The following is a 23,848-nucleotide window of genomic DNA, read 5'->3' on the forward strand; positions in this document are numbered from 1 at the left end:
GGTGAGTCCCGACCTAAAACAGCGTCGGCTGCTCGGGTTCTTCCGGCAGATCCACTTTCCCGGCCCGTTGCAGGCGCAGGAAACGCTGGCGGCAGAGGCGAATAACCTCCCGCTTTTGCGCATCGGTAAACTTCATCCAGTTGAATCGCTCGTCACGACTGCGCAGGCAACCGCGACAATATCCGCGCTGGTCTGACTGGCAAATCCCCCGACAGGGACTTGGCACCGGGAAAAACTCAAGTTGTTCTGCCACTGCCCCTCCTGATGGATGCAATGCCTCTATTGAAGATCGGTTATCGGTTGTCTGCAAGTCTGAGCGCCGTTTTTTTATCCACTACCCACACACCCTGGTGCTGAGATGAGCAGTTTGTGCCGGGCGGAACCCGGCCGATTTGTAACAGACCGATCGGTCTGTTACTCTGTACGCCATGAAAACGATTCGATCCGACACCCGAGAACATATCCTGCTTACCGGAGAACAGTTGTGCGTTCAGCGCGGCTTCAATGGCATGGGATTGATCGAGCTGTTGAAAGTGGCGGAAGTGCCAAAAGGATCGTTTTATCACTACTTCCCCTCAAAAGAGGCGTTTGGAGTAGCGATGCTTGAACGTTATTTTGCCGTTTATCATCAACGTCTTCAGGCGTTTCTGGATGATCATCAGGGCAATCAACGCCAACGCATCCTCGACTATTATCAGCAATCGTTGAATACTTTCTGTCAGGAAAGTGCCTTCGCAGGTTGCTTATCAGTAAAGCTGTCAGCCGAAGTGTGCGATCTGTCAGAATCCATGCGCATCGCGCTGAATGCTGGTTCAAAGGCGCTGATTGCCACGCTAACGCAGGCAGTTGAACGTGCAGTGCAACAAGGTACACTGCTGCCAGTGAACGCCTCTGAAGCCTGCGCACAGAATCTTTATATGCTGTGGCTGGGTGCCAGTCTGCAAAGTAAAATCTCCCGTGACAGTTCGCCGCTGGTGAATGCGTGGCAGGAGATGACGCGGATGCTGCCAGAACCACATTAAAAAAAAACACCATGACTAGTCGACCGGTCTACCAGGAGTAAGTAATGGAATTGAAGAAGCTGTTTACCCCGTTAAAATTGGGTGCGATCACCGTTCCGAACCGCGTATTTATGGCGCCACTGACTCGCCTGCGTAGCATTGAACCGGGTGATGTCCCAACGCCGTTAATGGGCGAATACTATCGCCAACGCGCCAGTTCCGGACTGATCATCTCTGAAGCAACCCAAATTTCTGCCCAGGCCAAAGGCTATGCCGGTGCGCCTGGTCTGCACTCTTCCGAACAGATTGCTGCCTGGAAAGCGATTAACGCCGGGATCCACCAGGATGGCGGTCACAGCGCAGTACAGCTGTGGCACACCGGCCGTATTTCGCATACCAGCGTGCAGCCAGAAGGCAAAGCGCCGATCTCCTCTTCGGCTATCAATGCAGAAACCCGCACCTCGTTGCGTGATGAGCAAGGTCAGGCTATCCGTGAAGCGACGTCCACACCGCGTGCTCTTGAGCTGGATGAAATTGCGGGCGTCGTCGCTGATTTCCGCAAGGCGGTGGAGAATGCCCGTGAAGCGGATTTCGATCTGGTTGAACTGCACTCTGCGCACGGTTACTTAATCCACCAGTTCCTGTCCCCGGCCTCCAACCAGCGTAACGATATCTATGGCGGCAGCGTTGAAAACCGCACCCGCTTTGCGCTGGAAGTGGTTGATGCCGCGATCGCAGGTTGGAGCGCGGATCGTATTGGTATCCGTATTTCTCCGCTGGGCCCATTCAACGGCCTGGACAACGGTGAAGATCAGGAAGCTGCAGCGCTGTATTACATCGCTGAACTGGCTAAACGTAACCTGGCCTATCTGCATATCTCCGAGCCCGACTGGGCCGGTGGCAAGCCGTACAGCGAAGCCTTCCGGAAAGCGATTCGCGCGGTGTATCCCGGCGTAATTGTTGGTGCAGGTGCCTACACGGCAGATAAAGCCGAAGATCTGATCGAAAAAGGATTGATTGATGCCGCTGCCTTTGGCCGCGTGTACATCGCTAACCCGGATCTGGTTGAGCGTCTGCGTGAAAATGCCCCGCTGAACGATCCTCGCCCTGAGCTGTTCTACGGCGGCGGCGCGGAAGGTTATACCGACTACCCAACCCTCGCGGGCTGATACCCGATTACGTGATAAACAGGCTGCGCTGAGCGCGGCCTTTTCTTTTATCACCGCAAGTTGATGAATTTCCCGGCAGACAGAGCCTTCTGATTACCCTGCGGGCAAATCGTCGCTATACTTATTTTTTCCCCGTTATCGGATGATGACGTTTTACACCAAGAGGATGTTATGCGCTTACTTCACACCATGCTTCGCGTTGGCGATCTGCAGCGTTCCGTTGATTTTTATACCAAAGTGCTGGGTATGCGCCTGCTGCGTACCAGTGAAAACACCGAATATAAATACACTCTGGCGTTTGTGGGTTACACCGATGAGAGCGAAGGCGCTGTTATCGAACTGACTTACAACTGGGGCGTAGACAGCTACAACCTGGGCGACGCTTACGGCCACGTCGCGCTGGGCGTTGATGATGTTGCAGCGACCTGCGATCGCATTCGCAATGATGGCGGTAACGTAACCCGTGAAGCTGGCCCGGTTAAAGGCGGCACCACCATCATCGCCTTTGTAGAAGATCCGGACGGCTACAAAATTGAACTGATTGAGAACAAGCACGCTGGCCACGGCCTGGGTGATTAATGTTCCGGGGTGCCATAATGGCACCCTTCTTCCCCCTTCCCCTGCTGCATCTCGTGGTGAAATTTGCCATAATGCGCGCTGCATTTTTTCGCCAATGAGATCCTGATGTCTGAATCGAACGAACTGAACGCCCTCAGCAGCCGTTTTCGCGGTTTTTATCCGGTAGTAATTGATGTGGAAACCGCCGGTTTTGATGCGAAGACCAACGCATTACTGGAAATAGCCGCCGTCACCCTGAAAATGGATGAGAATGGCTGGCTGGAGAAGGACGAAACGCTCCATTTCCACGTTGAGCCGTTTGAAGGTTCCATTCTGCAACCCGAAGCATTGGCTTTTAACGGTATCGATCCGTCGAATCCGCTGCGCGGTGCGGTGAGTGAATATGATGCCCTGCATGCCATTTTTAAACTGGTGCGCAAAGGGATTAAGGATCACGGCTGCAATCGCGCCATTATGGTGGCCCACAATGCCACCTTCGACCTTAATTTCACCAATGCCGCTGCTGACCGTGCAGGGTTAAAGCGCAACCCGTTCCACCCCTTCGTGACCTTTGATACGGCGGCACTGAGCGGACTGGTGCTGGGTCAAACCGTGTTGGCCAAAGCCTGCGCCGCTGCGGGAATGGCCTTTGACAGCAGCCAGGCACACTCCGCGCTGTACGATACCGTGCAGACTGCCGACCTGTTCTGTGAACTGGTAAACCGCTGGAAACGCCTCGGTGGCTGGCCGCTGCCGATCGCAGAAGAAAGCTAGCCTGCTAACTTTCAGCCATACTCTGCTGACCTAATGTGGAGATGCTGAATGAAAACAATTGCTGTCGTTGCGCCCGGTGCCATGGGATCTGCCATTGCCGGGCTGCTCACCCACCATCATCTTGAAGTGCTGACCTTAATCGAAGGTCGTTCCCAGGCAACAGCTGAACGCGCTAAACAGGCTGGGATGACGCCGGTCAGTGCGGAAGAATTGATGCGCGCCGATGTCATCCTCTCTATCGTCCCTCCCGCCTCAGCGGTGACGCTGGCGGAGTTTCTGGCTCCTCTGCTGAGTGCTGCCCAGACCAAACCCCTTTATGTCGACTGCAATGCCATCGGTGAAGATACCCTGAAACGGGTTGCCGCAACGATTGCGCCTACCGGCGCGGGGTTTGTCGATGGCGCGATTATCGGTCTGCCGCCGGCGTCCCCTGAAGATGAAAGTCCGCAATTTTGGTTTGCGGGCGATCGGGCTGACTCTCTGGCGGAACTGGAGAGGTTCGGATTGCGGGTCAAAATCATGCAGGCGCAGACTGGCGCGGCGTCGGCGTTAAAAATGTCCTACGCCGGGATCAATAAAGGCATCACCTTGCTGTCTGCGCTGATGCTGATTAACGCCAGTCGGGGGGACGCTGCCGGAGCACTGCTTGAGGAAATGGAGGCGAGCCAGCCGGCACTGCTGGCGCGTTTGCGCAAGGCTATTCCGGATATGTACAGCAAGGCCTGGCGCTGGGCGCCAGAAATGGAAGAGATTGCGACGTTAAATGGCCGCGAATTGCCCGGCGAGCCGCTTTTTCACGCCCTTGCCACCTTCTGCCGTCAGATGGCTGAGGATCAGCAACAAGGCGGAGATTTCACCGATCTGCTTAACGCTTTTCTGCAGCAGCAAAAATAAGCATAAAAAAAGGCAGGCGCTCATCACGCCTGCCTTTTCTGCTTCTGACGGGCTTATTCCGCGGCGTCAGAAGGGTATTTTTGCGCGGTATCTTTAATCAGCTGCTGCAGTTCACCCTGCTGGTACATCTGAATAATGATGTCGCAACCGCCGACCAGTTCACCGTCAATCCACAGTTGTGGGAAGGTTGGCCAGTTGGCGTATTTAGGCAGCTCAGCACGAATTTCTGGGTTCAGCAGAATATCGACGTAGGCAAAACGCTCGCCACAGGCTGAAAGTGCCTGAACGGCCTGGGCAGAGAAGCCACAGCTTGGCAGTTTTGGTGAGCCTTTCATGTACAGCAGAATCGGGTTTTCTGCTATCTGGCGCTCAATTTTTTCAATAGTACTCATAAATGGCTTCCTTAATCGGATACTTCGTGTCTATTTATTGTAGCGACTCTGCGGGCCCGATGAAAACGACATTTTTTAACAGTTGGGCACGCCCTCAGAGCCGCCAGCGTGCAGGCGATAGCGTTAAAATAACATTTTCCTATTGCTTTCGCTGGATTAATGCATGAGAAAAGCACAGGTTTTGCGCAGATAAACAGCTGATTTGGCTAATTTTTACAGTTTTTACTTGCTCTGTATCATTGAAACAAAAAAGACCTTACCTTTTGTTAATGAGTTAGATTAGAATTGCAAAATGACGCTGCTGAAAGGCAGAACTCCCTGTTTCTGGCAAGCTGTGGCCTCTGGTCGTAGCACAAACTGTTAATGGTAACGATGCGTTTACTTATCACGCTCTTCATGCTGGCCTTTGCCCAGCTGTTTTTCAATATGGCGCACGCATCGCCACATGCCCCTATTAATGCAAATCATCATAAGGCAGATAGCGGCACGCCTGCCCGAGAGGATGAGCGACGTAAACGCCGACCGGTTAAAGCCAACAGCACCAAAAAAGTTAAAGAATCCACCAGCAAAAAATCTCGCTTAACCTCAGTACAGAAGTTGAAGCTTAAAAAGAAACCTTCGCTGCAAACCGCCTCTGTTCAGACTGCCCCGTTGCACTCCAGCAAATACAAAAAGAAAACCACCTTAAACGCCGGAAAAAAACGCTATGGCCGCCATCGTGGCAAGGTTGTCGATACTGCTGAAGAGCTGACGTCAGATTCTGTTTCTGCGCCATTAAAGTTAAGCAAAGCTCACCGCGCCCGCTATCAAAAGGCCCGTGAAACCGCGATGACCAAACTGATGGGCCAGCTAGGTAAACCTTACCAATGGGGCGGAACGTCGCCTAAAACCGGCTTCGATTGCAGCGGCCTGGTGTGGTATGCCTACAAAGATTTAGTGAAGTTTAAAATCCCGCGCACGGCGAATGAGATGTATCACCTGCATGATGCGGCTTCGATAAAACGTGATGAGCTGGAGAAAGGCGATTTAGTCTTCTTCCGCATTAACGGGCGCGAGACGGCGGATCATGTTGGCGTGTATTTAGGTGGTGGGAAGTTTATTCAGTCGCCACGTACTGGCAAGGATATTCAGGTCAGCGCTCTGGCAGATGATTACTGGCAGCGCCACTATATTGGTGCCCGCCGGATGATGACGCCGAAAACCATTCGATAGCGGAAATACTCAGAGCCGATCGTCAGACCGGCCCTGTTTGCACTTAATGCATAATCGCGGTGAAGCTAAACGCCATAATCATCAACAGTGCGCAAACCGTGGTCAGTAACGAGAACTTCAGATCGGTATCCATTTTTAATCCTAAATAGCCCTACAGTTTATGATGCCATCAATTTTCCCATACTTGACGGTAAAAATCTCGTTTTCTCTGCCAAGCCTTGTTAGAATTCTTTTTTTGTTGCGCAACGGCCCGCACCTTAAGGTGTTTAGCGGTCTTTAATCAGCGCTTTTTCCTTCCTGACGACTCCGGACAGCAACTAAAAAACGACTTCAGACGTCAGGTTTTCGATCTCACCAAGCAAACGATTAACAACAGGCTTATCAAATAGTTAAGATAAGCGCAGGAGTAGTTATTTCATGGCAACAATTAAAGATGTGGCAAAGCAAGCCGGGGTGTCCACCACTACCGTCTCCCACGTCATCAATAAAACCCGTTTCGTTGCAGAAGAAACGCGGGAAGCCGTGTGGGCCGCCATTAAGGCGCTCCACTATTCACCCAGCGCGGTTGCCCGTAGTCTGAAGGTGAATCACACCAAAACAATCGGACTGCTGGCTACCTCGAGCGAGGCGCCCTATTTCGCCGAAATTATTGAAGCCATTGAAAACCGCTGTTTTGCCAAAGGCTACACGCTGATCCTTGGTAACGCCCACAATGACCTTGCCAAGCAGCAGGCCTATCTGTCGATGATGGCGCAGAAACGCGTGGATGGCCTGCTGGTGATGTGTTCCGAATACCCTGACGAGCTGATCACCATGCTGGAAGATAACCGCAATATTCCGATGGTGGTGATGGACTGGGGCAAATCGCGCGGTGACTTTACCGATACGGTAGAAGACAACGCCTTTGAAGGCGGTTATCTGGCTGGCCGTTATCTTATCGACCGTGGGCATCGAGATATTGGTGTCATCCCGGGTCAGATGGAGCGCAACACCGGCGGTGGCCGTCTCGCCGGATTTATGAAAGCATTGTCTGAAGCGGGCATTACCCTGCGTGACGAGTGGCTGGTTCAGGGCAATTTCGAACCAGAATCAGGTCACCAGGCGATGCAGCAAATCCTCTCGCAGAAGCAGCGTCCAACGGCGGTGTTCTGCGGTGGCGATGTGATGGCGATGGGCGCAATTTGTGCGGCTGATGAGATGGGTCTGCGCGTTCCGCAGGATATATCGGTGATCGGGTACGATAACGTGCGCAACGCCCGCTACTTCACTCCGGCGCTGACCACGGTTCACCAGCCAAAGGAACAGCTGGGCGAAACCGCCTTCGATATGCTGTTAGATCGTATCACCAGCAAGCGTGAAGAACCGCAGACGATTGAAGTACATCCTACGTTGATCGAACGCCGTTCGGTTGCCGATGGTCCCTTCCTGGATTACCGCCGCTAGTCCCGCTCAGTGCTGAGGGCGAATTCTCCCTCAGCACACCCAATTGGCTCAGGGCTCTTCCTTCAGCCATTCACTGTTCAGCGTGTCACTGTCACCCAGATAATCCAGCAACCAGCTCAGCGCCGGTGAAGCCTGCTGCTCAGACCAGCTCACGCAGCACGGACTGTCCGGAAATCCGCCTTCCAGCGTCAATTCATGCAAAGCGCCTTTTTGCAGCAGCGGTTGCGCCAGATGGCCCGGTACCATCCCCACGCATAAGCCCGCCAGCAGGCAGTCAAATGCGCTTTCCCAGTCTGGCACCACCAGCCGCCGCTGATTATCCAGCGTCCATGTGGTGCGTTTCGGCAAGGCTCTTGAGGTATCTTCCAGCACCAGTGAAGGCCATTCGCCAATGGCCTCTTCACTGGTTTCTGCGTGCTGACGTGCCAGCGGATGATCCGCGGCAACCACACAGCGCCAGTTGAGCGCGCCCATATTGCGGAAGGCGAAGCGGCCACCTACCGGGATAGCCTGTGTCGCGCCGATGGCCACATCCACCCGCCCGTCGGCCAACGCATCCCAGACGCCGTTAAAAACTTCTGCTGACAGATGCAGTTCCATATCCGGAAAGTGCCGATAAAAGTCGACTACCAGCTGTCGGGTTCGCTGAGATTTAACGATGCGATCGACGGCGATATTAATTTGCCCTCGCCAGCCGTTAGCGACCTGCTGGCACTGCCGTCGGGTGGCGAGCATTTTTTTGATGACACTGCGGCCCTCCTGGATAAATACTCGTCCCGCATCGGTCAGCACCACATCACGGTGGCGACGCTCAAACAACGGCACGGCAAGCCATTCTTCCAGCTGCCGCACGGTATAACTGATGGCTGAGGGTACGCGATGGAGCTCTGCGGCGGCAGCGGTAAAACTGCCGCTGCGGGCAACTGCATCAACCACTTCAAGGGAATGTTCTGACCACATAATCTGCCTGCAATATTTTTGAACGCAACCTGCAAATATTACCGTTTCACAAGCTGTATGGCACGCGATTACACTCTGCGGCGTTTCGTTCATCACAAATAAAGAGCAAAAGAATGCCTTCGAAAGGATTTATTGTTTACCTGGCGCTGTTAAGCGTGGCAGGTTTCCTCGCTACCGATATGTACCTGCCTGCCTTTGGTGCCATGCAACAAGACCTGCAAACCGATGCCGGGATCATCAGCGCCAGCCTCAGCCTGTTCCTGGCGGGTTTTGCCATCGCCCAGCTGTTTTGGGGTCCGTTGTCGGATCGTATTGGCCGTAAGCCTGTGCTGTTGATGGGTCTGAGTCTGTTCGCCGTCAGTTGTGGCGCGATGTGGTGGGTAGATTCTGCTGCTGCCCTGCTGGCGTTGCGCTTTGTGCAAGCGGTGGGGATTTGTGCCGCTGCCGTCAGCTGGCAGGCACTGGTTGTCGACCGCTATTCCGCCAGCCAGGCAAATCGCGTATTCGCCTCCATCATGCCGTTAGTGGCACTCTCGCCTGCGCTCGCGCCGTTACTGGGCGCCTGGTTACTCAACCATTTCAGCTGGCGCGCCATTTTTGTCGCGCTGTTGCTGGTCGCAGTGGTGCTGCTGATTTCCACCTTGTTCCTCGCCCCAACGGTGAAGAAGCCGGTGGTGGATGGCGTGAAGAAAATGGGCTTTTTCAGCCTGTTAAAATCGCCGGTTTACAGTGGTAACGTGCTGATTTATGCCGCCTGTTCAGCCAGCTTCTTCGCCTGGCTGACCGGTTCGCCCTTCATTCTCGGCGATCTTGGCATGTCTCCCGGTGACATTGGGCTGAGCTACGTGCCTCAGACGCTGGCCTTTTTGATTGGCGGCTTTGGCTGCCGAACGTTGCTGAAACACACTGAAGGCCGCTCCCTGCTGCCCTGGTTACTGGCAATCTATTCACTCAGCATTGTGGCTTTTTTTATCGCCGCGCAGATTGAAGATCCGTCTATGGTGGCGTTATTGCTGCCGTTCTGCGGTATGGCGTTAGCAAACGGTGCGATTTATCCGATTGTCGTGTCGAATGCCCTCTTACCCTTCCCGCAATCGAGTGGTAAAGCCGCTGCCCTGCAGAACACGCTGCAACTGGGTTTGTGTTGCATCGCCAGTCTGATTGTTTCCACATTTATCAGCACTTCGCTGTTCACCACCTCGCTGGTGATGATCTCGACTGTTGTTCTGGCAGGAATCGGCTATATTTTACAACGGGCGAAGGCGGAAAAGCTCGCTCTGGCGGACGCGCACAGCGGTCGCTAACAGCTTGATTCCAATTGGTTAGCACCCTAACAATAAACAATTGAATATTGCCTGGCGTGAGCATATACTCATTTCAGGCAACACAAAATAACAAGTTCGTCGCAATTTTTTGAGTCCTGACAGGGTGGTCAAGGTGTTATCCCGCGCGGCATTCGTTGCGCAACTCTGCAGGCACTATTCTTAACAATCCTCTGTAACGCCGGATATCAGGCGTACGGTTTATCCGTGCGTGTTCTCAAATCCTGTAGAAATTGTCTATTCTATTTCTCAGGTTTCAATCACACAGGGTGATGGAGAAGCTATGAGTTCATCGTGTATAGAAGAAGTGAGCCTGGTCGAGGATCATTGGTATCGAATCGTCCAGGAAATGCTACGCAATGCAGATATTGAGGTCAACGGCACACGCCCCTGGGATATCCAGATTAAAAATCCGGAGTTCTTCAAGCGCGTGATGCAAGAGGGCTCACTGGGATTGGGCGAAAGTTATATGGATGGCTGGTGGGAATGCGAAAATCTGGATATGTTTTTCCATCGCGTTCTGGTCGCCAAACTCGATCAACAACTCCCCCACCACTTTAAAGATACGCTCAGAATAGCTGCCGCCAGATTAACCAATCTGCAATCACGAAAACGCGCCTGGATTGTCGGTAAAGAGCATTACGATCTGGGTAACGATCTGTTCTCACTGATGCTTGATGATCATATGCAATATTCCTGTGGCTACTGGAAAGAAGCGCAAACGCTGGAAGAAGCACAGAATGCTAAATTAAAAATGATCTGCGATAAACTGCAATTAGCACCAGGCATGTCACTGCTGGATATTGGCTGTGGTTGGGGCGGACTGGCTGAATATGCCGCCAGAAATTACGGTGTCAGCGTATTTGGCGTCACTATCTCTGCTGAACAGCAGAAAATGGCTCAAGAGCGATGTGAAGGGCTGGATGTCACTATTCTGTTGCAAGATTACCGCGATTTAAACCAGCAGTTTGACCGCATATCTTCCGTAGGCATGTTTGAACATGTTGGACCTAAAAACTACGCCACCTATTTTGACGTGGTAAACCGCAATCTGAAACCTGACGGTATTTTCCTGCTTCACACCATCGGTGCCAATAAGACCAATGAACATGTTGATCCCTGGATCAATAAGTACATTTTCCCTAATGGCTGTCTGCCTTCAGTACGCCACATCTCTGAAGCGCACGAGCCGCATTTCGTTATGGAAGACTGGCACAACTTTGGTCAGGACTATGACACCACTCTGATGGCATGGCACGAGCGGTTCCTCGCGGCCTGGCCCCAGCTGGCAGAAAAATACGGTGAGCGTTTTAAACGGATGTTCGTCTATTACCTGAATGCCTGTGCCGGCGCTTTCCGCGCCCGCGATATTCAACTGTGGCAGGTGGTCTTTACCCATGGGGTTGAGGGCGGTTTACGCGTCCCGCATTAAGATCACCCAGATAAAAAAAAGGCTGACAGGATGAATTGTCAGCCTTTTTTATTTTATGGGCTACTCATCAAGTTCTGAGGCTGCCGCAGCAAGCAGAGCCGCTTCACGTTGAGCCAGTACCCGTTCAACGGTTTCGACAATCGCCTGGGTATGAGGATCGATTTCAATATTTACCCGATCGCCCAGACGTTTCGCGCCCAGCGTGGTTCTCGCCAGCGTTTCAGGAATAAGGTGGACACAGAATTTAGTTTTAGTCACTTCACCCACCGTCAGACTGATCCCATCAATGCCAATAAAGCCTTTATGAAGGATATATTTCATCTGCTGAGCGTCCTGCGGCTTAAACCAGATTTCGCGATTATTCTCAGAAGTAATTATTTTGCTGATTTCTGCGGTGGTCATAATGTGCCCGGACATCAAATGACCGCCAATTTCATCGCTGAATTTTGCCGCACGTTCAACGTTAATCGTATCGCCGACGTTAAGGTCGCCAAGATTAGTAATACGCAGTGTCTCTTTAACCAAATCAAAACTGACGCGATCGCCCTGCACTTCAGTTACCGTCAGGCAGCAGCCATTGTGAGAAACAGATGCGCCCAATTCCAGACCCGGCAACAATTCAGTCGGTAAGCGGACGATATGCGTGCGGAAATTAGGTTTCTCTTCAATTGCCAGCACCTCTGCGGTGCCCTGCACAATACCGGTAAACATAGTCATGGCCTCAATAATTGAATTCTTACGCTAGTTTGCCCTGGCTAAGTGAGAAAACCAAATGCAACCGGATGATTTAGCGTGACATGAAGAGCTATTCTTAACGCGAATCATTGGCTATTTCCTCTGCGATCATTACACTGTGCGGCCTGCCCTGCTGATAATTCGCCAAAATAACGTTTTTTGCCTTCGCAGAGCCCCTTCCTCCAGCTAATTCAATAGGTGTATAAGTGCAGAAGTACCTGACAGAGGCGCGTCAATTATTAGCGCTGGCAATCCCGGTGATCCTTGCGCAAGTTGCGCAAACCGCTATGGGTTTTGTTGATACCATTATGGCCGGCGCAGTGAGCGCCACGGATATGGCCGCCGTCGCCGTGGGCACGTCTATTTGGTTGCCTACCATTCTCTTCGGCCATGGTCTGTTATTGTCACTTACGCCTGTCGTTGCGCAATTTAACGGCTCTGGCCGACGCGATCGCGTGGCTTATCAGGTTCGCCAGGCTTACTGGCTGGCTGGCGTAGTCTCCATCGTGATCATGGTGGTGCTGTATAACGCCGGATTTGTTATCCGTTCGATGAAGAATATCGACCCGAAAATGGCCGAGATTGCTGTCGGCTATCTGCATGCGCTGCTATGGGGTGCGCCGGGCTATCTGTTCTTCCAGGTCATGCGCAATCAGTGCGAAGGGTTGTCTAAAACCAAACCGGGCATGGTGATGGGCTTTATTGGTCTGCTGGTGAATATCCCGGTTAACTATATCTTCATTTATGGTCATTTCGGCATGCCGGCGCTCGGCGGCGTAGGCTGTGGCGTGGCAACGGCTTCGGTCTACTGGGTGATGTTTATCGCCATGAAGTACTGGGTCAGCCGCGCACGATCGATGCGTGATATCCGCCTGACCGATCGCTTCACCCGTCCCGATCATGCGGTTCTCTGGCGCCTGTTCAAGCTCGGCCTGCCGGTGGCACTGGCGCTGTTCTTCGAAGTGACGCTGTTTGCCGTGGTTGCCCTGCTGGTTTCACCCATGGGCATCGTCAAAGTGGCGGGCCATCAGATCGCACTGAACTTCAGTTCGTTGATGTTCGTGCTGCCGCTTTCGCTGGGTGTGGCGACCACCATCCGGGTTGGATTCCGCCTGGGTCAGGGCTCGACGGAAGCAGCCCGGGTTTCCGCCTGGACCGCGCAGGCGGTTGGCGTGTCGCTGGCCTTGATCACCGCGCTTTTCACCATCACCTTCCGTGAACATATCGCCCTTCTTTATACCGATAACCCAGAGGTGATCACCCTTGCCGCTCATCTGATGCTGCTGGCGGCGATTTATCAGTTCTCTGATTCTATCCAGGTGATCGGTAGCGGTATTTTGCGCGGCTATAAGGACACCCGGTCGATCTTCTTCATCACCTTCATTGCCTACTGGATACTCGGCCTACCGTGCGGATATGTTCTGGCGATGACCGACTGGGTAGTGCCAGGCATGGGGCCAGCCGGTTTCTGGATCGGTTTTATTATCGGCCTGACCTCTGCGGCAGTGATGATGGTGTGGCGGATGAGACGTCTGCAACAACAACCGGCAGCGGTGATTCTGGCGCGCGCAGCACATTAATTTTTCGGCGATTTTCTGCCGATGATGTTCAAAATTGCTGCGCTTCGCACAGTTGCGCAGCAGTCGCGAAGAAAAAAGCAGATTTCCGCTTGCCAGTCGTTGAGGCTGTCGTTAATATTCGTCCCCGCTGTTACCAAGACAGCAATCAGTGCGTTCTTAGCTCAGTTGGTTAGAGCACCACCTTGACATGGTGGGGGTCGGAGGTTCGAGTCCTCTAGAACGCACCACAGTGCGTCCGTAGCTCAGTTGGTTAGAGCACTACCTTGACATGGTAGGGGTCGGTGGTTCGAGTCCACTCGGACGCACCATTCGTTTCGCGTTCTTAGCTCAGTTGGTTAGAGCACTACCTTGACATGGTAGGGGTCGGAGGTTCGAGTCCTCTAGAACGCACCATCTCGCCTTACTCTGCGTTAAATCCTAAAAACACCCGTCTCCTTTTTTGCGCAACAAGCTGATCTATCGCAACCTTTGCCACACTCCCTGCTGCTTTTTTATTGGTTTTCGCCAACTTAACTACTATAATGTGCAACGTTGTTTCACTTGAATGGTTTCAGCGTATGGTTGACCCTATAGCAAAAACGATAGCATGTTGCGCAACGCACTCTTGCGCGCGCGCTGAAACCGCGTCTCAACTTCCCCTGCACGCTTTACCACAGTCACCTATTCTTATTTTGTATCGCAGTTCGCCTTTCAGGCACGAATTCTTAGCCGGCGCTTTCCAGCTCCCGGGATCTCGCTTTTCTCATCCATCACAACTTAATAGATAACTCGTCATGAAAAAGACTAAGATCGTTTGTACTATCGGTCCAAAAACCGAATCCGAAGAAATGTTGACCAACCTGCTTGATGCAGGCATGAACGTAATGCGCCTTAACTTCTCCCACGGCGATTACGAAGAACACGGTAAACGTATCTCAAATCTGCGTGCCGTGATGAGTAAGACCGGACATCAGGCGGCTATCCTTTTGGATACCAAAGGCCCTGAAATCCGCACCATGAAACTGGAAGGCGGCAACGATGCCTCGTTGAAAGCCGGCCAGACCTTTACCTTCACCACTGACCAGTCAGTGATTGGTAATGATTCTCGCGTCGCAGTGACTTATGCAGGCTTTACCGCCGATCTGAAAATCGGTAACACCGTGCTGGTTGATGACGGTCTGATCGGTATGGAAGTGACTGAAGTCACCGAAAACACCGTGGTCTGTAAAGTGCTGAACAACGGTGACCTGGGCGAAAACAAAGGCGTTAACCTGCCGGGCGTTTCTATCCAGCTACCTGCACTGGCTGAAAAAGACAAACGTGACCTGATCTTTGGTTGCGAGCAAGGCGTGGACTTCGTGGCCGCGTCCTTTATCCGTAAGCGTTCAGACGTGCTGGAAATTCGTGAGCACCTGAAGGCGCACGGCGGCGAGCACATTCAGATCATCTCTAAAATCGAAAACCAGGAAGGCCTGAATAACTTCGACGAGATCCTCGAAGCGTCTGACGGCATCATGGTTGCTCGTGGTGATTTGGGCGTTGAAATCCCGGTTGAAGAAGTGATCTTTGCGCAGAAGATGATGATCAAGAAATGTAACCGCGCCCGCAAAGTGGTGATCACCGCGACGCAGATGCTGGATTCAATGATCAAAAACCCACGCCCTACCCGTGCGGAAGCTGGCGACGTGGCAAACGCCATCCTGGACGGGACTGACGCCGTCATGCTGTCTGGTGAAAGTGCTAAGGGTAAGTACCCGCTGGAATCAGTGACCATCATGGCCACTATCTGCGAGCGTACTGACCGCGTGATGAAGAGCCGTATCGACTCTCAGCATGACAACCGCAAAATGCGCATTACCGAAGCGGTATGCCGTGGCGCCGTTGAAACTGCCCAGAACCTGGAAGCGCCAATCATCGTGGTTGCGACCGAAGGCGGTAAATCAGCCAAGTCAGTGCGTAAGTACTTCCCGAACGCCACTATCCTTGCGTTGACCACTAACGAGCAGACGTCTCGTCAGCTGCTGTTGAGCAAAGGTATCATCACTTCTGTGGTGAAAGAGATCGCCTCTACTGACGATTTCTACCGTTTAGGTAAAGAAGCCGCGCTGGCTAGCGGCTACGGTGTGAAGGGTGATGTGGTAGTCATGGTTTCTGGTGCGTTAGTACCAAGCGGAACTACCAATACTGCCTCTGTGCACGTGCTGTAATAGAAGATTACGCCTTGTAGATAAAAAGCGCCCCGAGAGGCGCTTTTTTTACAACTTGTGTTAAGGCCTTTCATAAAACTTCCATTTGAAATTAACCGTTCGAATAGAAAAATCTTAAGATGTGTCCGATTAAAGTAGCCTGTTTTAGCTAATTTTTTTGCATAAAACTGGAAAGACGGTGCATCTTTGAGCGAACGATCAAATTTAAGCACGTTCTCATCAAAAATTTATTCTCATTAGAAAATACTTTGTGTAATACTTGTAACGCTACATGGAGATTAACTCAATCTAGAGGGTATAAATAATGAATCGTACTAAACTGGTACTGGGCGCGGTAATCCTGGGTTCAACTTTGCTGGCTGGCTGTTCAAGCAACGCTAAAATCGATCAGCTGTCTACCGACGTGCAGACTCTGAACGCTAAAGTTGACCAGCTGAGCAACGACGTGAACGCAATGCGTTCTGACGTTCAGGCTGCTAAAGACGACGCAGCTCGCGCTAACCAGCGTCTGGACAACCAGGCTCACTCTTACCGTAAGTAAGAGTTCTGGTTTGAAAATGGCGCACATTGTGCGCCATTTTTTTTGGCTTTTTTTCAGCTTCCCTGCTGACCTCTTCTTCACTTCCCTTCCTGATATACTGCTATAACCGACAAGGGTATGCTAAACGCGCCACAATCAATTCTGCGGGGTTTCGCCCTCAGCCTGACTCACGGTTGCCGGTTCCGCTTTCGCGCGCTCAGAATCGCTCTGCTGCATAATGGCAGGCATCGGCGTATCTGAGGTCACCGCTTCACCCTGACTCACCAGCACCGGCATGCCTGAACGGCGCGCTAACACCTCTTTAATCACCTCAGCGTCGCTGTGCTCGCTTTTAACGAACTTCTTGCCCGCGGCATTAAGTGGCAGCGGCATGGTCTGCGGATCGTCCTTATCGCTGTGTGAGAGCGGCTGATGGACCTCCAGATAGCGTTTGCCATCCGGCTCAACGGCATACTTCACCGGCTGGTTGATAATCTGCACTCTGGTGCCTTTCGGCACGCTGTTGAACAGCGCCTCGATATCATCCGGTCTGAGGCGAATACAGCCTGAACTGACGCGCATGCCGATACCAAAATCCGCGTTGGTGCCATGGATCAGGTAGTGCCCCTGTCCGTAAGCCAGGCGCATCGCATACAGCCCCATCGGGTTATCAGGACCTGCAGGCACCGTGACTGGCAAGGTTTTGCCTTCAGCGGCGTAGCGTTTGCGAATATTGGGGGTGGGCGTCCAGGTGGGATTTGGAATTTTCTGGCTAACACTGGTGACCATCGGTGGCGTGTTCGCGCCCAGCTGGCCGATGCCGATTGGATAAACCACCACTTTGTTTTCCCCTTTCGGGTAGTAATAAAGCCGCAGTTCCGCCACGTTCACCACGATCCCTTCCCGCTTGGTATCCGGAAGCAGCATTTGCGTAGGAATGGTCAACTGACTGCCCGCTTTGGGTAACCAGGGATCGGTGCCGGGATTCGCTTCTAACATGCCCAGCAGGCCAATTTTATATTTGGCGGCAACGACTTCCAACGGGCGACCGTCATTGGGTACGGTATAGGTGGAATTTTCGCCGATTAAGCGGCTGTTATCTGCGGGCAAAGGATAATCGGTTGCGCGGGCATACTGCGTTGAGGCAAGGAGTGTCAGGAGCAATGCGGCAAGAGGAGACAAAGGTTTCATGCGAATTTCTCGGTTAGGATGAAGAAACTTCCCGCGTGCGAAGCGGGAAGTCTGTCGAGAAGTGTAGCAAGTTAGCCCTGGCTGAGAACCTGAGCTTTTTGGCGAATAGCGCGGATCATCGCTTCCAGTCCCTGAGAACGGGAAGGCGTAAGGTGCTGAGCTAACGCCAGCTGTTCGAAAAAGGGACGCACATCAAAGGCCAGAATTTCTGCGGGTGTCATCTGCTGATACAGAATAAAGACCACCGCAATCAATCCTTTAACGATCGCTGCATCGCTGTCACCATGTAACTGAACACGGCCGCTGTCATCGGTGCTCATCAGGATCCACACCTGACTCTGACAGCCAGAAATGGTGTTTTCCGGCTGATGCAATGATTCAGACAATTCTGGCAACATCGCGCCTAATTCAATGACGTACAGATACTTCTCTTCCCAGTTCGCACAGCGGGAAAAGTTGCGAACCAGTTTTTCTTTCTCTGGCAAGGTTGCCATTCGTTCCTCCGAAAGCCGCCGGGCAATCAGCCCAACAGACGGTGTATACGTGTCAGTCCTGCCGCCAGGCGGTCGGCTTCTTCTTCGCTGTTATACAGCACGAAAGAAGCACGACACATCGCCGGCACGCCGTAATGGGTCATCAGCGGCATGGCGCAGTGGTGGCCAGTGCGGATAGCAATACCGTACTGATCGAGGAAGCTACCGACATCGTAGGCATGATGCTGTCCCAGATTGAAGGCGATGACGCCTGCACGCTGCTGCGGACCGTAAATCACCAAATCGGGAACCGAAGCCAGCTTGTCGAGGGCATAACGCATCAGCGACTGCTCACGCTCCTGGATAACGTCCAGACCCAGATCGGTTACCCATTTTAACGCAGCGCCCAGGCCGATAATGCCACCGGTGTTCGGTGAACCGGCTTCAAAACGCCATGGTGCCGCGTTATAGGTGGTCCCTTCAGTCAGGCTGACGTTGGCAATCATCGATCCGCCGCCTTCCCAGGGTGGCATCTGATCCAGCATGGCTTTACGCCCATACAGGATGCCGATGCCGGACGGTCCATAAATTTTATGCCCGGAGAAGGCATAAAAATCACAGCCGAGATCCTGCACATCGATGGTCTCATGCATTATCGCCTGAGCACCATCGACCAGCGTCGCCACGCCTGCGGCTTTCGCCTGCGCGATAATCTCTTTCACCGGGTTTACCGTGCCAAGCACGTTAGACACCTGAGTCAGAGCCAGCATGCGCGTGCGGCTGTCGATCAGACCTGGCAGCGCCGAGAGATCCAGCTCACCGGTGTCGGTCAGCGGGATAAAACGGATTTCAGCACCGGTACGCTGGGCCACCATCTGCCACGGAACGATATTGGCATGGTGTTCCATCGCGGTGATGATGATGTTGTCACCCGCCTGTAACTGACTTCCGCCCCAGCTGCTGGCAACCAGATTGATTGCCTCAGTGGTGCCTTTAACAAAGACAATCTCTTCTGGCGAAGCAGCATTAAGGAAACGTGCCGCCTGAATGCGGACGTTTTCCATTTCGGTGGTCGCTTCTGCACTCAGGGTATGAATACCCCGGTGCACAGCGGCATAGCCATGTTGATAAAAATGGCTTTCAGCATCGATCACTGCTTGCGGCTTCTGGGCGCTTGCGGCGCTGTCGAGATAGGCCAGAGGCTGGCCATTCACTTCTCGCGACAGAACCGGAAATTCAGCCCGGACGCGTGCCAGGTCAAAACTCATTGAAGGCCTCCAGGGAAACGCTGAGCAATACGTTGCATCACCGCTTCTTTCAGCACCTCATCCGTAATGGCTTCAGTCAGTTCGGCGGCAAAGGCGTAGATAATCATGCGCTGGGCAGACTCTTCGTTAATCCCGCGGGCACGAAGGTAGAACATCTGCTCATCGTCAATACGACCAATGGTTGCACCATGGCTACACTTCACGTCATCCGCGTAGATTTCCAGCTGAGGCTTGGTATCCACTTCGGCCAGGCGGCCCAGCAACAGGTTGTTGTTGGTCATCTGTCCGTCGGTTTTCAGCGCGTGCTTCGCCACTTTAATCATGCCGTTAAACACCGCACGGGCTTTATCACGCACGATGGTTTTGTGCAGCTGACGGCTCTGGCAATGACCTTTGTTATGCTCAAGGTAAGTGCGGCTGTCGCAAACTTCTTTGTCTACTGGCAACATCAGGCTGTTGATACCCAAATCGGTACCCTCACCGTTCAGCTGAACGCTGGTGTTGTGGCGAGTCAGGCCCGCGCCCAGCAGGAAGCTGTGGCTTTTCACATTCGCGTCACGCTCAATCACCAGATCGTTGTGCGAGAAGTGATAGCTGCTGTTATGTTCAAACGCCAGTTTGTAATGCTTCAGCTGGGCGTTGTTCGCAACGTTAGCGGTGAAGCGTGCGCCGGTGAAATGACTGGCTTCGTTCAGGCTGACGTAGTGCTCAATAATGGTCGCTTCCGCGCCTTCATCTAACTGCAGATGATGACGGTAATGCGAGGTGCTCATTTCTGCCTGCGCGCTGCTGCTGATGTGCAGCATATACAGCGCACGTGCGGCCGATTTGCCACGGGCAAGGTGAATTGACGTCACCTCTTCCGCCAGGCTTTCGGTCAAATGCAGGAACACTTCCGCTTGCACAGGTGCGCTTAATTCGCGACGTTGCGCTGAATCCGTCACCTGAACGTTAAACAGATCGAATTCGCTGTCGCTTAAGGCGGCATTGAAGCGGCCATCAACGAAAACCATTTTGATCGCGTCGATATCCAGCGCCAGGGCTTTAACCTGCTCTGCCGTCACGTCAGCCGCTGTTGGTGCCGCAAACTGATGGTCGAACAAGCCTTCCAGCGGGGTGTATTTCCAGTTTTCCTGCTTGCGCGTAGGCAGGCCTAAACGCAACACCTGCTGCCAGTGCTGCTGCGCCTGCAGGGAACGGTTAGCGCTCTGCGTTTCAAACATGTGATGCCACTGCTGGAGGGCATTGTCACTATTCCTGGTCGGTAAGCCAGCCATAGCCTTGCTCCTCGAGTTGTTTCACCAGCGAGAAGTCACCAGACTTCACAATCTTGCCCTGATACAGCACGTGGACGAAGTCAGGCTTGATGTAATCCAGGATACGCTGGTAGTGAGTGACGATGATGAAGGCACGCTTGCCATCACGCAGCGTGTTCACGCCGTTGGCAACGGTTTTCAGGGCATCGATATCCAGACCGGAGTCGGTTTCATCCAGAATGCACAGCTCAGGTTCCAGAGCCGCCATCTGCAGAATGTCGTTACGCTTTTTCTCACCGCCGGAGAAGCCGACGTTGACTGAACGGGTCAGCAAATCTTCAGGCATTTTTAGCAGCTGAATTTTGTCTTCGATGAAGTCCTGGAAATCAAAACGGTCCAGCGCATCCTGATCGCGGTATTTGCGCACGGAGTTGACGGCCGTCTGCAGGAAGAACTGGTTGCTGACGCCAGGGATCTCAACCGGGTACTGGAAAGCCATAAAGATGCCTTCGCCAGCGCGATCTTCAGGAGAGAGTTCCAGCAGGTCTTTGCCTTTAAAGCTGACCGAACCACCGGTGATTTCGTACTCTTCGCGGCCCGCCAGCGTGGCAGACAGCGTACTTTTACCTGAACCGTTTGGGCCCATAATCGCGTGAACTTCACCCGCTTTCACCTCGAGGTCCAGCCCGCGCAGGATCTCTTTATCTTCAATGCTAACCTGTAAATCTTTAATACTTAACATAGTGTTTCCCTGGCAGTGCTGTCCGGCACTGCGCTGAATGACCGTTAGCGCGGGGGCTTAGCCCACGCTGTGTTCAAGGCTGATCGCCAGCAGTTTCTGCGCTTCCACCGCGAATTCCAGCGGCAGTTCGGAGAAGACGTCTTTACAGAAGCCGTTCACAATCATCGAAATTGCGTCATCTTCACTGATGCCACGCTGCAGGCAGTAGAACATCTGATCTTCACCAATTCTTGACGTCGTCGCCTCATGCTCCAGCTGTGCCGTGTTGTTACGCACTTCCACATACGGGAAGGTATGCGCGCCACAGTCAGCACCAATCAGCATCGAGTCACACTGGGTGAAGTTACGGGCATTGGTTGCCGTCGGCATGATTTTCACCAGACCACGGTAAGTGTTCTGGCTTTTGCCCGCTGAGATACCTTTAGAGATGATGGTCGACTTGGTGTTCTTGCCGATGTGGATCATCTTGGTGCCGGTATCCGCCTGCTGATGACCGCTGGTCAGCGCCACAGAGAAGAATTCACCGACCGAGTTGTCACCACGCAGGATCACACTTGGGTATTTCCAGGTGATCGCCGAGCCGGTTTCAGACTGCGTCCAGGACATCTTGCTGTTCTCACCTTCACACAGTGCGCGCTTGGTAACGAAGTTCAGGATACCGCCTTCAGACTCGCCGCCGGAGAACCAGTTCTGCACGGTGGAGTACTTCACTTCAGCATCTTTATGAATGATGACTTCAACAACGGCCGCGTGCAGCTGATAGGTGTCGCGAACCGGCGCGGAACAGCCTTCGATGTAGCTGACGTAGCTGCCTTCATCGGCGATCAGGATGGTGCGCTCGAACTGACCGGTTTTCGCCGCGTTGATGCGGAAATAGGTCGACAGCTCCATCGGGCAACGGACGCCTTTCGGGATGTACACAAAAGTACCGTCAGAAGCCACCGCAGAGTTCAGCGCAGCAAAGAAGTTGTCGTTAGCAGGAACCACGGTGCCCAGATACTGTTTAACCAATTCCGGGTGATCGTGGATCGCTTCGCCGAAGGAACAGAAGATAATCCCCTGCTCTGCCAGCTTGCCACGATAGGTTGTGGAAACCGATACCGAGTCAAAAATCGCATCAACAGCCACTTCCTGACCTTCACGAACCGGGACGCCAAGCTGCTTAAAGGCGTTCTCCACTTCTTCAGTCAGGTAGTTAGCAGGCGTCGCACCGGAAGTCTGCTGGGCACCAGGCTCGGAAGCACAGCTGTCATCACAGTTGCCGCACGATGGCGCGGAGTAGTAGCTGTAATCCTGGTAATCCAGCGATTTGTAGTTCGCCTTCAGCCAGTGCGGCTCTTCCATTTCCAACCAGGCAGCAAACGCCTTCAGGCGGAATTCAAGCATCCACTCTGGCTCGTTACGCTTGGCAGAAATCGCGCGCACAACGTCTTCGTTGATGCCGTTTTCAAATTCTTCGGTTTGCAGCTGAGTGAAGAAACCTTCTTTGTACTTCTGATGGTTTCCTTCCCAGACCTGCACATCATCCGATGTATCAGTGTTTCGGGACATAAGTTTTACTCAACGCCAAAGCTCTCACCACAGCCACAGGCGTGTTGAGCTTTAGGATTATTAAATTTGAAAATCTGGTTCAGACCTTCACGAACGAAATCTACTTCGGTACCGTCGATGAAAGGCATAGCCTGCAGAGGCACATACAGATGCGCGCCCTGATGGGTAAAGACCAAATCGTCGTCGGCAGGCTCTTTCACCATATCCATGGTGTAGCCAAAACCGGCGCAGCCAGACGTTTTCACGCCGAGCTTTAAGCCCTTCACTTGCGCATCATCGGCTGCCAGCACAATGATCTGTTTTGCGGCGCTGTCAGTGATGGTCAGTCCCTTCCAGACGTAGTCGTCGGGAGAAAAAGAAGCCGTAGTTGCTGATGGCATAACATTACCTCGTGAGTCGATAGCCGTTAAGGCTAATGCCCCTATGTTAGTGATAATGAATATCGCTTCAACCTCTTGTTTTGCAGGGATTAAGGCCAAATGGGGTTTTTTAGCCCTCTTTATTCAGTTTAGACCCTGTAAGGAGGATTGCGATCTGCGTCACGCGTCGATTTAACGTAATGGTAACACATTGAAAACAAGTCAGTAAATCCAGGCGCGTTTACGCTAAACGGGAATAATACTCATTTTAACTCTTTCAGCGTCGCCAATTATCGTTATGACCAATTTATCTGAGAGGCCGCATTTATCGATAAAAATTTCTTACGGTGACGTTGAATTATACACCAGTTACTCTATGATAATGATTATCATTAACGAGTGAGCCCTAAAATGAATCTGTCGATAAGTGCCTGGCTGCAACACAAGATTGACGAATACAAATATTCCGTTCGTGATATCACCGTCGATTACTACATGGCACAAGCCAAAGTAGACCGTCCGGAATGCACCCTCGAACAACTGCGCAAATTCAATGATACCTGCCTGGATATGGCCGAACTTTGCCAGCTTAACGGCGACGACCACAGCTACCTGCATGCCATGGGAAAACTTCACCATCGCCTGGTTCAGGAGTTGGGAAACGCCGAACGTGACAGGTTGTTCCGTATGCAAGCCTGGCAGCTAGCCCGACACTCGCTTACCCGCTTGTGCCATCAACTGGCAATGAGCGGCGAATGGGATAAAGCCACCAAACTGCAAAGCGAATTCGTTAAGCACGCATCCTGGATACTGTGAGGCGTCCGGGCGCG

Annotated in this window: 25 protein-coding genes and 3 tRNA genes; 16 read left to right on the forward strand and 12 right to left on the reverse strand. The window is 52.7% G+C overall.

The genetic code is table 11. The features are described from left to right. Nucleotides 1-13 precede the first annotated feature (13 nt). On the reverse strand, nt 14-253 hold the full coding sequence (locus ACXKZG_RS12745) for a DUF1289 domain-containing protein (protein WP_041691996.1): 240 nt from the start codon (nt 251-253) through the stop codon (nt 14-16). 175 nt (nt 254-428) lie between these two features. Here ACXKZG_RS12745 and ACXKZG_RS12750 point away from each other — a divergent pair, with 175 nt between their 5' ends. The 5 genes from ACXKZG_RS12750 (at nt 429) to ACXKZG_RS12770 (ending at nt 4,396) form a co-directional block, all read left to right on the forward strand. Next, nucleotides 429-1,022, forward strand: coding sequence for a TetR/AcrR family transcriptional regulator (locus tag ACXKZG_RS12750; protein WP_134824011.1), 594 nt, complete (start codon nt 429-431; stop codon nt 1,020-1,022). A gap of 44 nt (nt 1,023-1,066) precedes the next feature. Beyond that, entirely contained in the window at nt 1,067-2,170 is a 1,104-nt protein-coding gene (locus ACXKZG_RS12755) for an alkene reductase (protein ID WP_134824010.1), read from the forward strand. Between the two features lie 171 nt (nt 2,171-2,341). Continuing rightward, nucleotides 2,342-2,749 (forward strand): lactoylglutathione lyase, encoded by a 408-nt coding sequence (gene gloA, locus ACXKZG_RS12760; RefSeq protein WP_013201941.1) that lies wholly within the window; start codon nt 2,342-2,344, stop codon nt 2,747-2,749. 105 nt (nt 2,750-2,854) lie between these two features. After that, nucleotides 2,855-3,502: a ribonuclease T gene (gene rnt / locus ACXKZG_RS12765; protein ID WP_013201940.1), complete on the forward strand. Its 648-nt coding sequence runs from the start codon at nt 2,855-2,857 to the stop codon at nt 3,500-3,502. A gap of 48 nt (nt 3,503-3,550) precedes the next feature. Beyond that, nucleotides 3,551-4,396 carry an NAD(P)-dependent oxidoreductase gene (locus ACXKZG_RS12770; protein ID WP_488874958.1) on the forward strand — a complete coding sequence of 282 codons (846 nt, stop codon included), beginning with the start codon at nt 3,551-3,553 and terminating at the stop codon, nt 4,394-4,396. 53 nt (nt 4,397-4,449) lie between these two features. Here ACXKZG_RS12770 and ACXKZG_RS12775 read toward each other — a convergent pair whose 3' ends face one another. Beyond that, the gene (locus ACXKZG_RS12775; RefSeq protein ID WP_013201938.1) at nt 4,450-4,788 is read right to left on the reverse strand and encodes a Grx4 family monothiol glutaredoxin; all 339 of its coding nucleotides are present in this window, start codon (nt 4,786-4,788) and stop codon (nt 4,450-4,452) included. 372 nt (nt 4,789-5,160) lie between these two features. Between ACXKZG_RS12775 and ACXKZG_RS12780 the strand changes: the two genes are divergently transcribed. Next, nucleotides 5,161-6,000 (forward strand): C40 family peptidase, encoded by an 840-nt coding sequence (locus ACXKZG_RS12780; protein ID WP_053143553.1) that lies wholly within the window; start codon nt 5,161-5,163, stop codon nt 5,998-6,000. Nucleotides 6,001-6,043: 43 nt separating this feature from the next. Here the strand turns inward: ACXKZG_RS12780 and cydH are convergent, their stop codons facing one another. Then, entirely contained in the window at nt 6,044-6,133 is a 90-nt protein-coding gene (gene cydH / locus ACXKZG_RS12785; protein WP_041691995.1) for a cytochrome bd-I oxidase subunit CydH, read from the reverse strand. A 284-nt stretch (nt 6,134-6,417) separates the two neighbouring features. On the opposite strand from cydH, the gene purR reads away from it, so the two are divergent. Then, nucleotides 6,418-7,443, forward strand: coding sequence for an HTH-type transcriptional repressor PurR (gene purR, locus ACXKZG_RS12790; RefSeq protein ID WP_013201936.1), 1,026 nt, complete (start codon nt 6,418-6,420; stop codon nt 7,441-7,443). 48 nt (nt 7,444-7,491) lie between these two features. On the opposite strand, the gene punR is transcribed toward purR, so the two are convergent. Beyond that, nucleotides 7,492-8,403 carry a DNA-binding transcriptional activator PunR gene (gene punR / locus ACXKZG_RS12795; RefSeq protein ID WP_013201935.1) on the reverse strand — a complete coding sequence of 304 codons (912 nt, stop codon included), beginning with the start codon at nt 8,401-8,403 and terminating at the stop codon, nt 7,492-7,494. Nucleotides 8,404-8,516: 113 nt separating this feature from the next. Between punR and punC the strand changes: the two genes are divergently transcribed. Both punC and cfa read left to right on the forward strand, forming a co-directional pair. Then, on the forward strand, nt 8,517-9,707 hold the full coding sequence (gene punC, locus ACXKZG_RS12800; RefSeq protein WP_013201934.1) for a purine nucleoside transporter PunC: 1,191 nt from the start codon (nt 8,517-8,519) through the stop codon (nt 9,705-9,707). A 301-nt stretch (nt 9,708-10,008) separates the two neighbouring features. Then, nucleotides 10,009-11,157, forward strand: a complete 1,149-nt coding sequence (cfa, locus tag ACXKZG_RS12805) for a cyclopropane fatty acyl phospholipid synthase (protein ID WP_013201933.1) — start codon at nt 10,009-10,011, stop codon at nt 11,155-11,157. 60 nt (nt 11,158-11,217) lie between these two features. On the opposite strand, the gene ACXKZG_RS12810 is transcribed toward cfa, so the two are convergent. Next, a complete protein-coding gene (locus ACXKZG_RS12810) occupies nt 11,218-11,868 on the reverse strand; it encodes a riboflavin synthase subunit alpha (RefSeq protein WP_151038723.1) in 651 nt (216 codons plus the stop codon). A gap of 230 nt (nt 11,869-12,098) precedes the next feature. Between ACXKZG_RS12810 and ACXKZG_RS12815 the strand changes: the two genes are divergently transcribed. From ACXKZG_RS12815 to ACXKZG_RS12840, 6 genes are all read left to right on the forward strand, one after another. Continuing rightward, nucleotides 12,099-13,472 (forward strand): MATE family efflux transporter, encoded by a 1,374-nt coding sequence (locus tag ACXKZG_RS12815; RefSeq protein ID WP_151037610.1) that lies wholly within the window; start codon nt 12,099-12,101, stop codon nt 13,470-13,472. 150 nt (nt 13,473-13,622) lie between these two features. Continuing rightward, nucleotides 13,623-13,699, forward strand: a tRNA-Val gene (locus ACXKZG_RS12820). A gap of 4 nt (nt 13,700-13,703) precedes the next feature. Further along, nucleotides 13,704-13,780, forward strand: a tRNA-Val gene (locus ACXKZG_RS12825). Nucleotides 13,781-13,788: 8 nt separating this feature from the next. After that, nucleotides 13,789-13,865 (forward strand) — tRNA-Val (locus ACXKZG_RS12830). A 380-nt stretch (nt 13,866-14,245) separates the two neighbouring features. Beyond that, nucleotides 14,246-15,658 carry a pyruvate kinase PykF gene (gene pykF, locus ACXKZG_RS12835; RefSeq protein WP_013201930.1) on the forward strand — a complete coding sequence of 471 codons (1,413 nt, stop codon included), beginning with the start codon at nt 14,246-14,248 and terminating at the stop codon, nt 15,656-15,658. A 304-nt stretch (nt 15,659-15,962) separates the two neighbouring features. Beyond that, a complete protein-coding gene (locus tag ACXKZG_RS12840; RefSeq protein WP_013201929.1) occupies nt 15,963-16,199 on the forward strand; it encodes a major outer membrane lipoprotein in 237 nt (78 codons plus the stop codon). Nucleotides 16,200-16,334: 135 nt separating this feature from the next. Here the strand turns inward: ACXKZG_RS12840 and ACXKZG_RS12845 are convergent, their stop codons facing one another. From ACXKZG_RS12845 to sufA, 7 genes are all read right to left on the reverse strand, one after another. Further along, nucleotides 16,335-17,369, reverse strand: a complete 1,035-nt coding sequence (locus ACXKZG_RS12845) for a L,D-transpeptidase family protein (RefSeq protein WP_488874959.1) — start codon at nt 17,367-17,369, stop codon at nt 16,335-16,337. Nucleotides 17,370-17,440: 71 nt separating this feature from the next. After that, nucleotides 17,441-17,863, reverse strand: coding sequence for a cysteine desulfuration protein SufE (gene sufE, locus ACXKZG_RS12850; RefSeq protein ID WP_013201927.1), 423 nt, complete (start codon nt 17,861-17,863; stop codon nt 17,441-17,443). Nucleotides 17,864-17,889: 26 nt separating this feature from the next. Then, nucleotides 17,890-19,110: a cysteine desulfurase SufS gene (sufS, locus tag ACXKZG_RS12855; RefSeq protein ID WP_013201926.1), complete on the reverse strand. Its 1,221-nt coding sequence runs from the start codon at nt 19,108-19,110 to the stop codon at nt 17,890-17,892. Beyond that, nucleotides 19,107-20,387: a Fe-S cluster assembly protein SufD gene (gene sufD, locus ACXKZG_RS12860; protein ID WP_053143483.1), complete on the reverse strand. Its 1,281-nt coding sequence runs from the start codon at nt 20,385-20,387 to the stop codon at nt 19,107-19,109. The genes sufS and sufD overlap by 4 nt, the downstream gene beginning before the upstream one ends. Beyond that, complete coding sequence (sufC, locus tag ACXKZG_RS12865) at nt 20,362-21,108, reverse strand: Fe-S cluster assembly ATPase SufC (protein ID WP_013201924.1); 747 nt, start codon at nt 21,106-21,108, stop codon at nt 20,362-20,364. Before sufC ends, sufD begins: the two co-directional genes overlap by 26 nt. Nucleotides 21,109-21,165: 57 nt before the next feature. Then, entirely contained in the window at nt 21,166-22,659 is a 1,494-nt protein-coding gene (gene sufB / locus ACXKZG_RS12870) for a Fe-S cluster assembly protein SufB (RefSeq protein WP_013201923.1), read from the reverse strand. Nucleotides 22,660-22,664: 5 nt separating this feature from the next. Beyond that, nucleotides 22,665-23,039: a Fe-S cluster assembly scaffold SufA gene (sufA, locus tag ACXKZG_RS12875; RefSeq protein WP_013201922.1), complete on the reverse strand. Its 375-nt coding sequence runs from the start codon at nt 23,037-23,039 to the stop codon at nt 22,665-22,667. 390 nt (nt 23,040-23,429) lie between these two features. Here sufA and ACXKZG_RS12880 point away from each other — a divergent pair, with 390 nt between their 5' ends. Then, nucleotides 23,430-23,834 (forward strand): hypothetical protein, encoded by a 405-nt coding sequence (locus ACXKZG_RS12880; protein WP_013201921.1) that lies wholly within the window; start codon nt 23,430-23,432, stop codon nt 23,832-23,834. The last annotated feature ends 14 nt before the right edge of the window (nt 23,835-23,848 follow it).

The organism is Erwinia sp. 2186, from assembly GCF_057812255.1.

What these genes read in the sequence shown, in the direction of transcription:
- cydH (WP_041691995.1), bottom strand. Translation starts at nt 6,133, where the DNA reads ATGGATACCGATCTGAAGTTCTCGTTACTGACCACGGTTTGCGCACTG.
- ACXKZG_RS12880 (WP_013201921.1), top strand. Translation starts at nt 23,430, where the DNA reads ATGAATCTGTCGATAAGTGCCTGGCTGCAACACAAGATTGACGAATAC.
- rnt (WP_013201940.1), top strand. Translation starts at nt 2,855, where the DNA reads ATGTCTGAATCGAACGAACTGAACGCCCTCAGCAGCCGTTTTCGCGGT.
- sufE (WP_013201927.1), bottom strand. Translation starts at nt 17,863, where the DNA reads ATGGCAACCTTGCCAGAGAAAGAAAAACTGGTTCGCAACTTTTCCCGC.
- sufD (WP_053143483.1), bottom strand. Translation starts at nt 20,387, where the DNA reads ATGGCTGGCTTACCGACCAGGAATAGTGACAATGCCCTCCAGCAGTGG.
- ACXKZG_RS12770 (WP_488874958.1), top strand. Translation starts at nt 3,551, where the DNA reads ATGAAAACAATTGCTGTCGTTGCGCCCGGTGCCATGGGATCTGCCATT.
- ACXKZG_RS12780 (WP_053143553.1), top strand. Translation starts at nt 5,161, where the DNA reads ATGCGTTTACTTATCACGCTCTTCATGCTGGCCTTTGCCCAGCTGTTT.
- ACXKZG_RS12775 (WP_013201938.1), bottom strand. Translation starts at nt 4,788, where the DNA reads ATGAGTACTATTGAAAAAATTGAGCGCCAGATAGCAGAAAACCCGATT.
- ACXKZG_RS12750 (WP_134824011.1), top strand. Translation starts at nt 429, where the DNA reads ATGAAAACGATTCGATCCGACACCCGAGAACATATCCTGCTTACCGGA.
- sufB (WP_013201923.1), bottom strand. Translation starts at nt 22,659, where the DNA reads ATGTCCCGAAACACTGATACATCGGATGATGTGCAGGTCTGGGAAGGA.
- ACXKZG_RS12755 (WP_134824010.1), top strand. Translation starts at nt 1,067, where the DNA reads ATGGAATTGAAGAAGCTGTTTACCCCGTTAAAATTGGGTGCGATCACC.
- punC (WP_013201934.1), top strand. Translation starts at nt 8,517, where the DNA reads ATGCCTTCGAAAGGATTTATTGTTTACCTGGCGCTGTTAAGCGTGGCA.
- purR (WP_013201936.1), top strand. Translation starts at nt 6,418, where the DNA reads ATGGCAACAATTAAAGATGTGGCAAAGCAAGCCGGGGTGTCCACCACT.
- gloA (WP_013201941.1), top strand. Translation starts at nt 2,342, where the DNA reads ATGCGCTTACTTCACACCATGCTTCGCGTTGGCGATCTGCAGCGTTCC.
- punR (WP_013201935.1), bottom strand. Translation starts at nt 8,403, where the DNA reads ATGTGGTCAGAACATTCCCTTGAAGTGGTTGATGCAGTTGCCCGCAGC.
- ACXKZG_RS12840 (WP_013201929.1), top strand. Translation starts at nt 15,963, where the DNA reads ATGAATCGTACTAAACTGGTACTGGGCGCGGTAATCCTGGGTTCAACT.
- ACXKZG_RS12845 (WP_488874959.1), bottom strand. Translation starts at nt 17,369, where the DNA reads ATGAAACCTTTGTCTCCTCTTGCCGCATTGCTCCTGACACTCCTTGCC.
- sufS (WP_013201926.1), bottom strand. Translation starts at nt 19,110, where the DNA reads ATGAGTTTTGACCTGGCACGCGTCCGGGCTGAATTTCCGGTTCTGTCG.
- sufC (WP_013201924.1), bottom strand. Translation starts at nt 21,108, where the DNA reads ATGTTAAGTATTAAAGATTTACAGGTTAGCATTGAAGATAAAGAGATC.
- cfa (WP_013201933.1), top strand. Translation starts at nt 10,009, where the DNA reads ATGAGTTCATCGTGTATAGAAGAAGTGAGCCTGGTCGAGGATCATTGG.
- sufA (WP_013201922.1), bottom strand. Translation starts at nt 23,039, where the DNA reads ATGCCATCAGCAACTACGGCTTCTTTTTCTCCCGACGACTACGTCTGG.
- ACXKZG_RS12810 (WP_151038723.1), bottom strand. Translation starts at nt 11,868, where the DNA reads ATGTTTACCGGTATTGTGCAGGGCACCGCAGAGGTGCTGGCAATTGAA.
- pykF (WP_013201930.1), top strand. Translation starts at nt 14,246, where the DNA reads ATGAAAAAGACTAAGATCGTTTGTACTATCGGTCCAAAAACCGAATCC.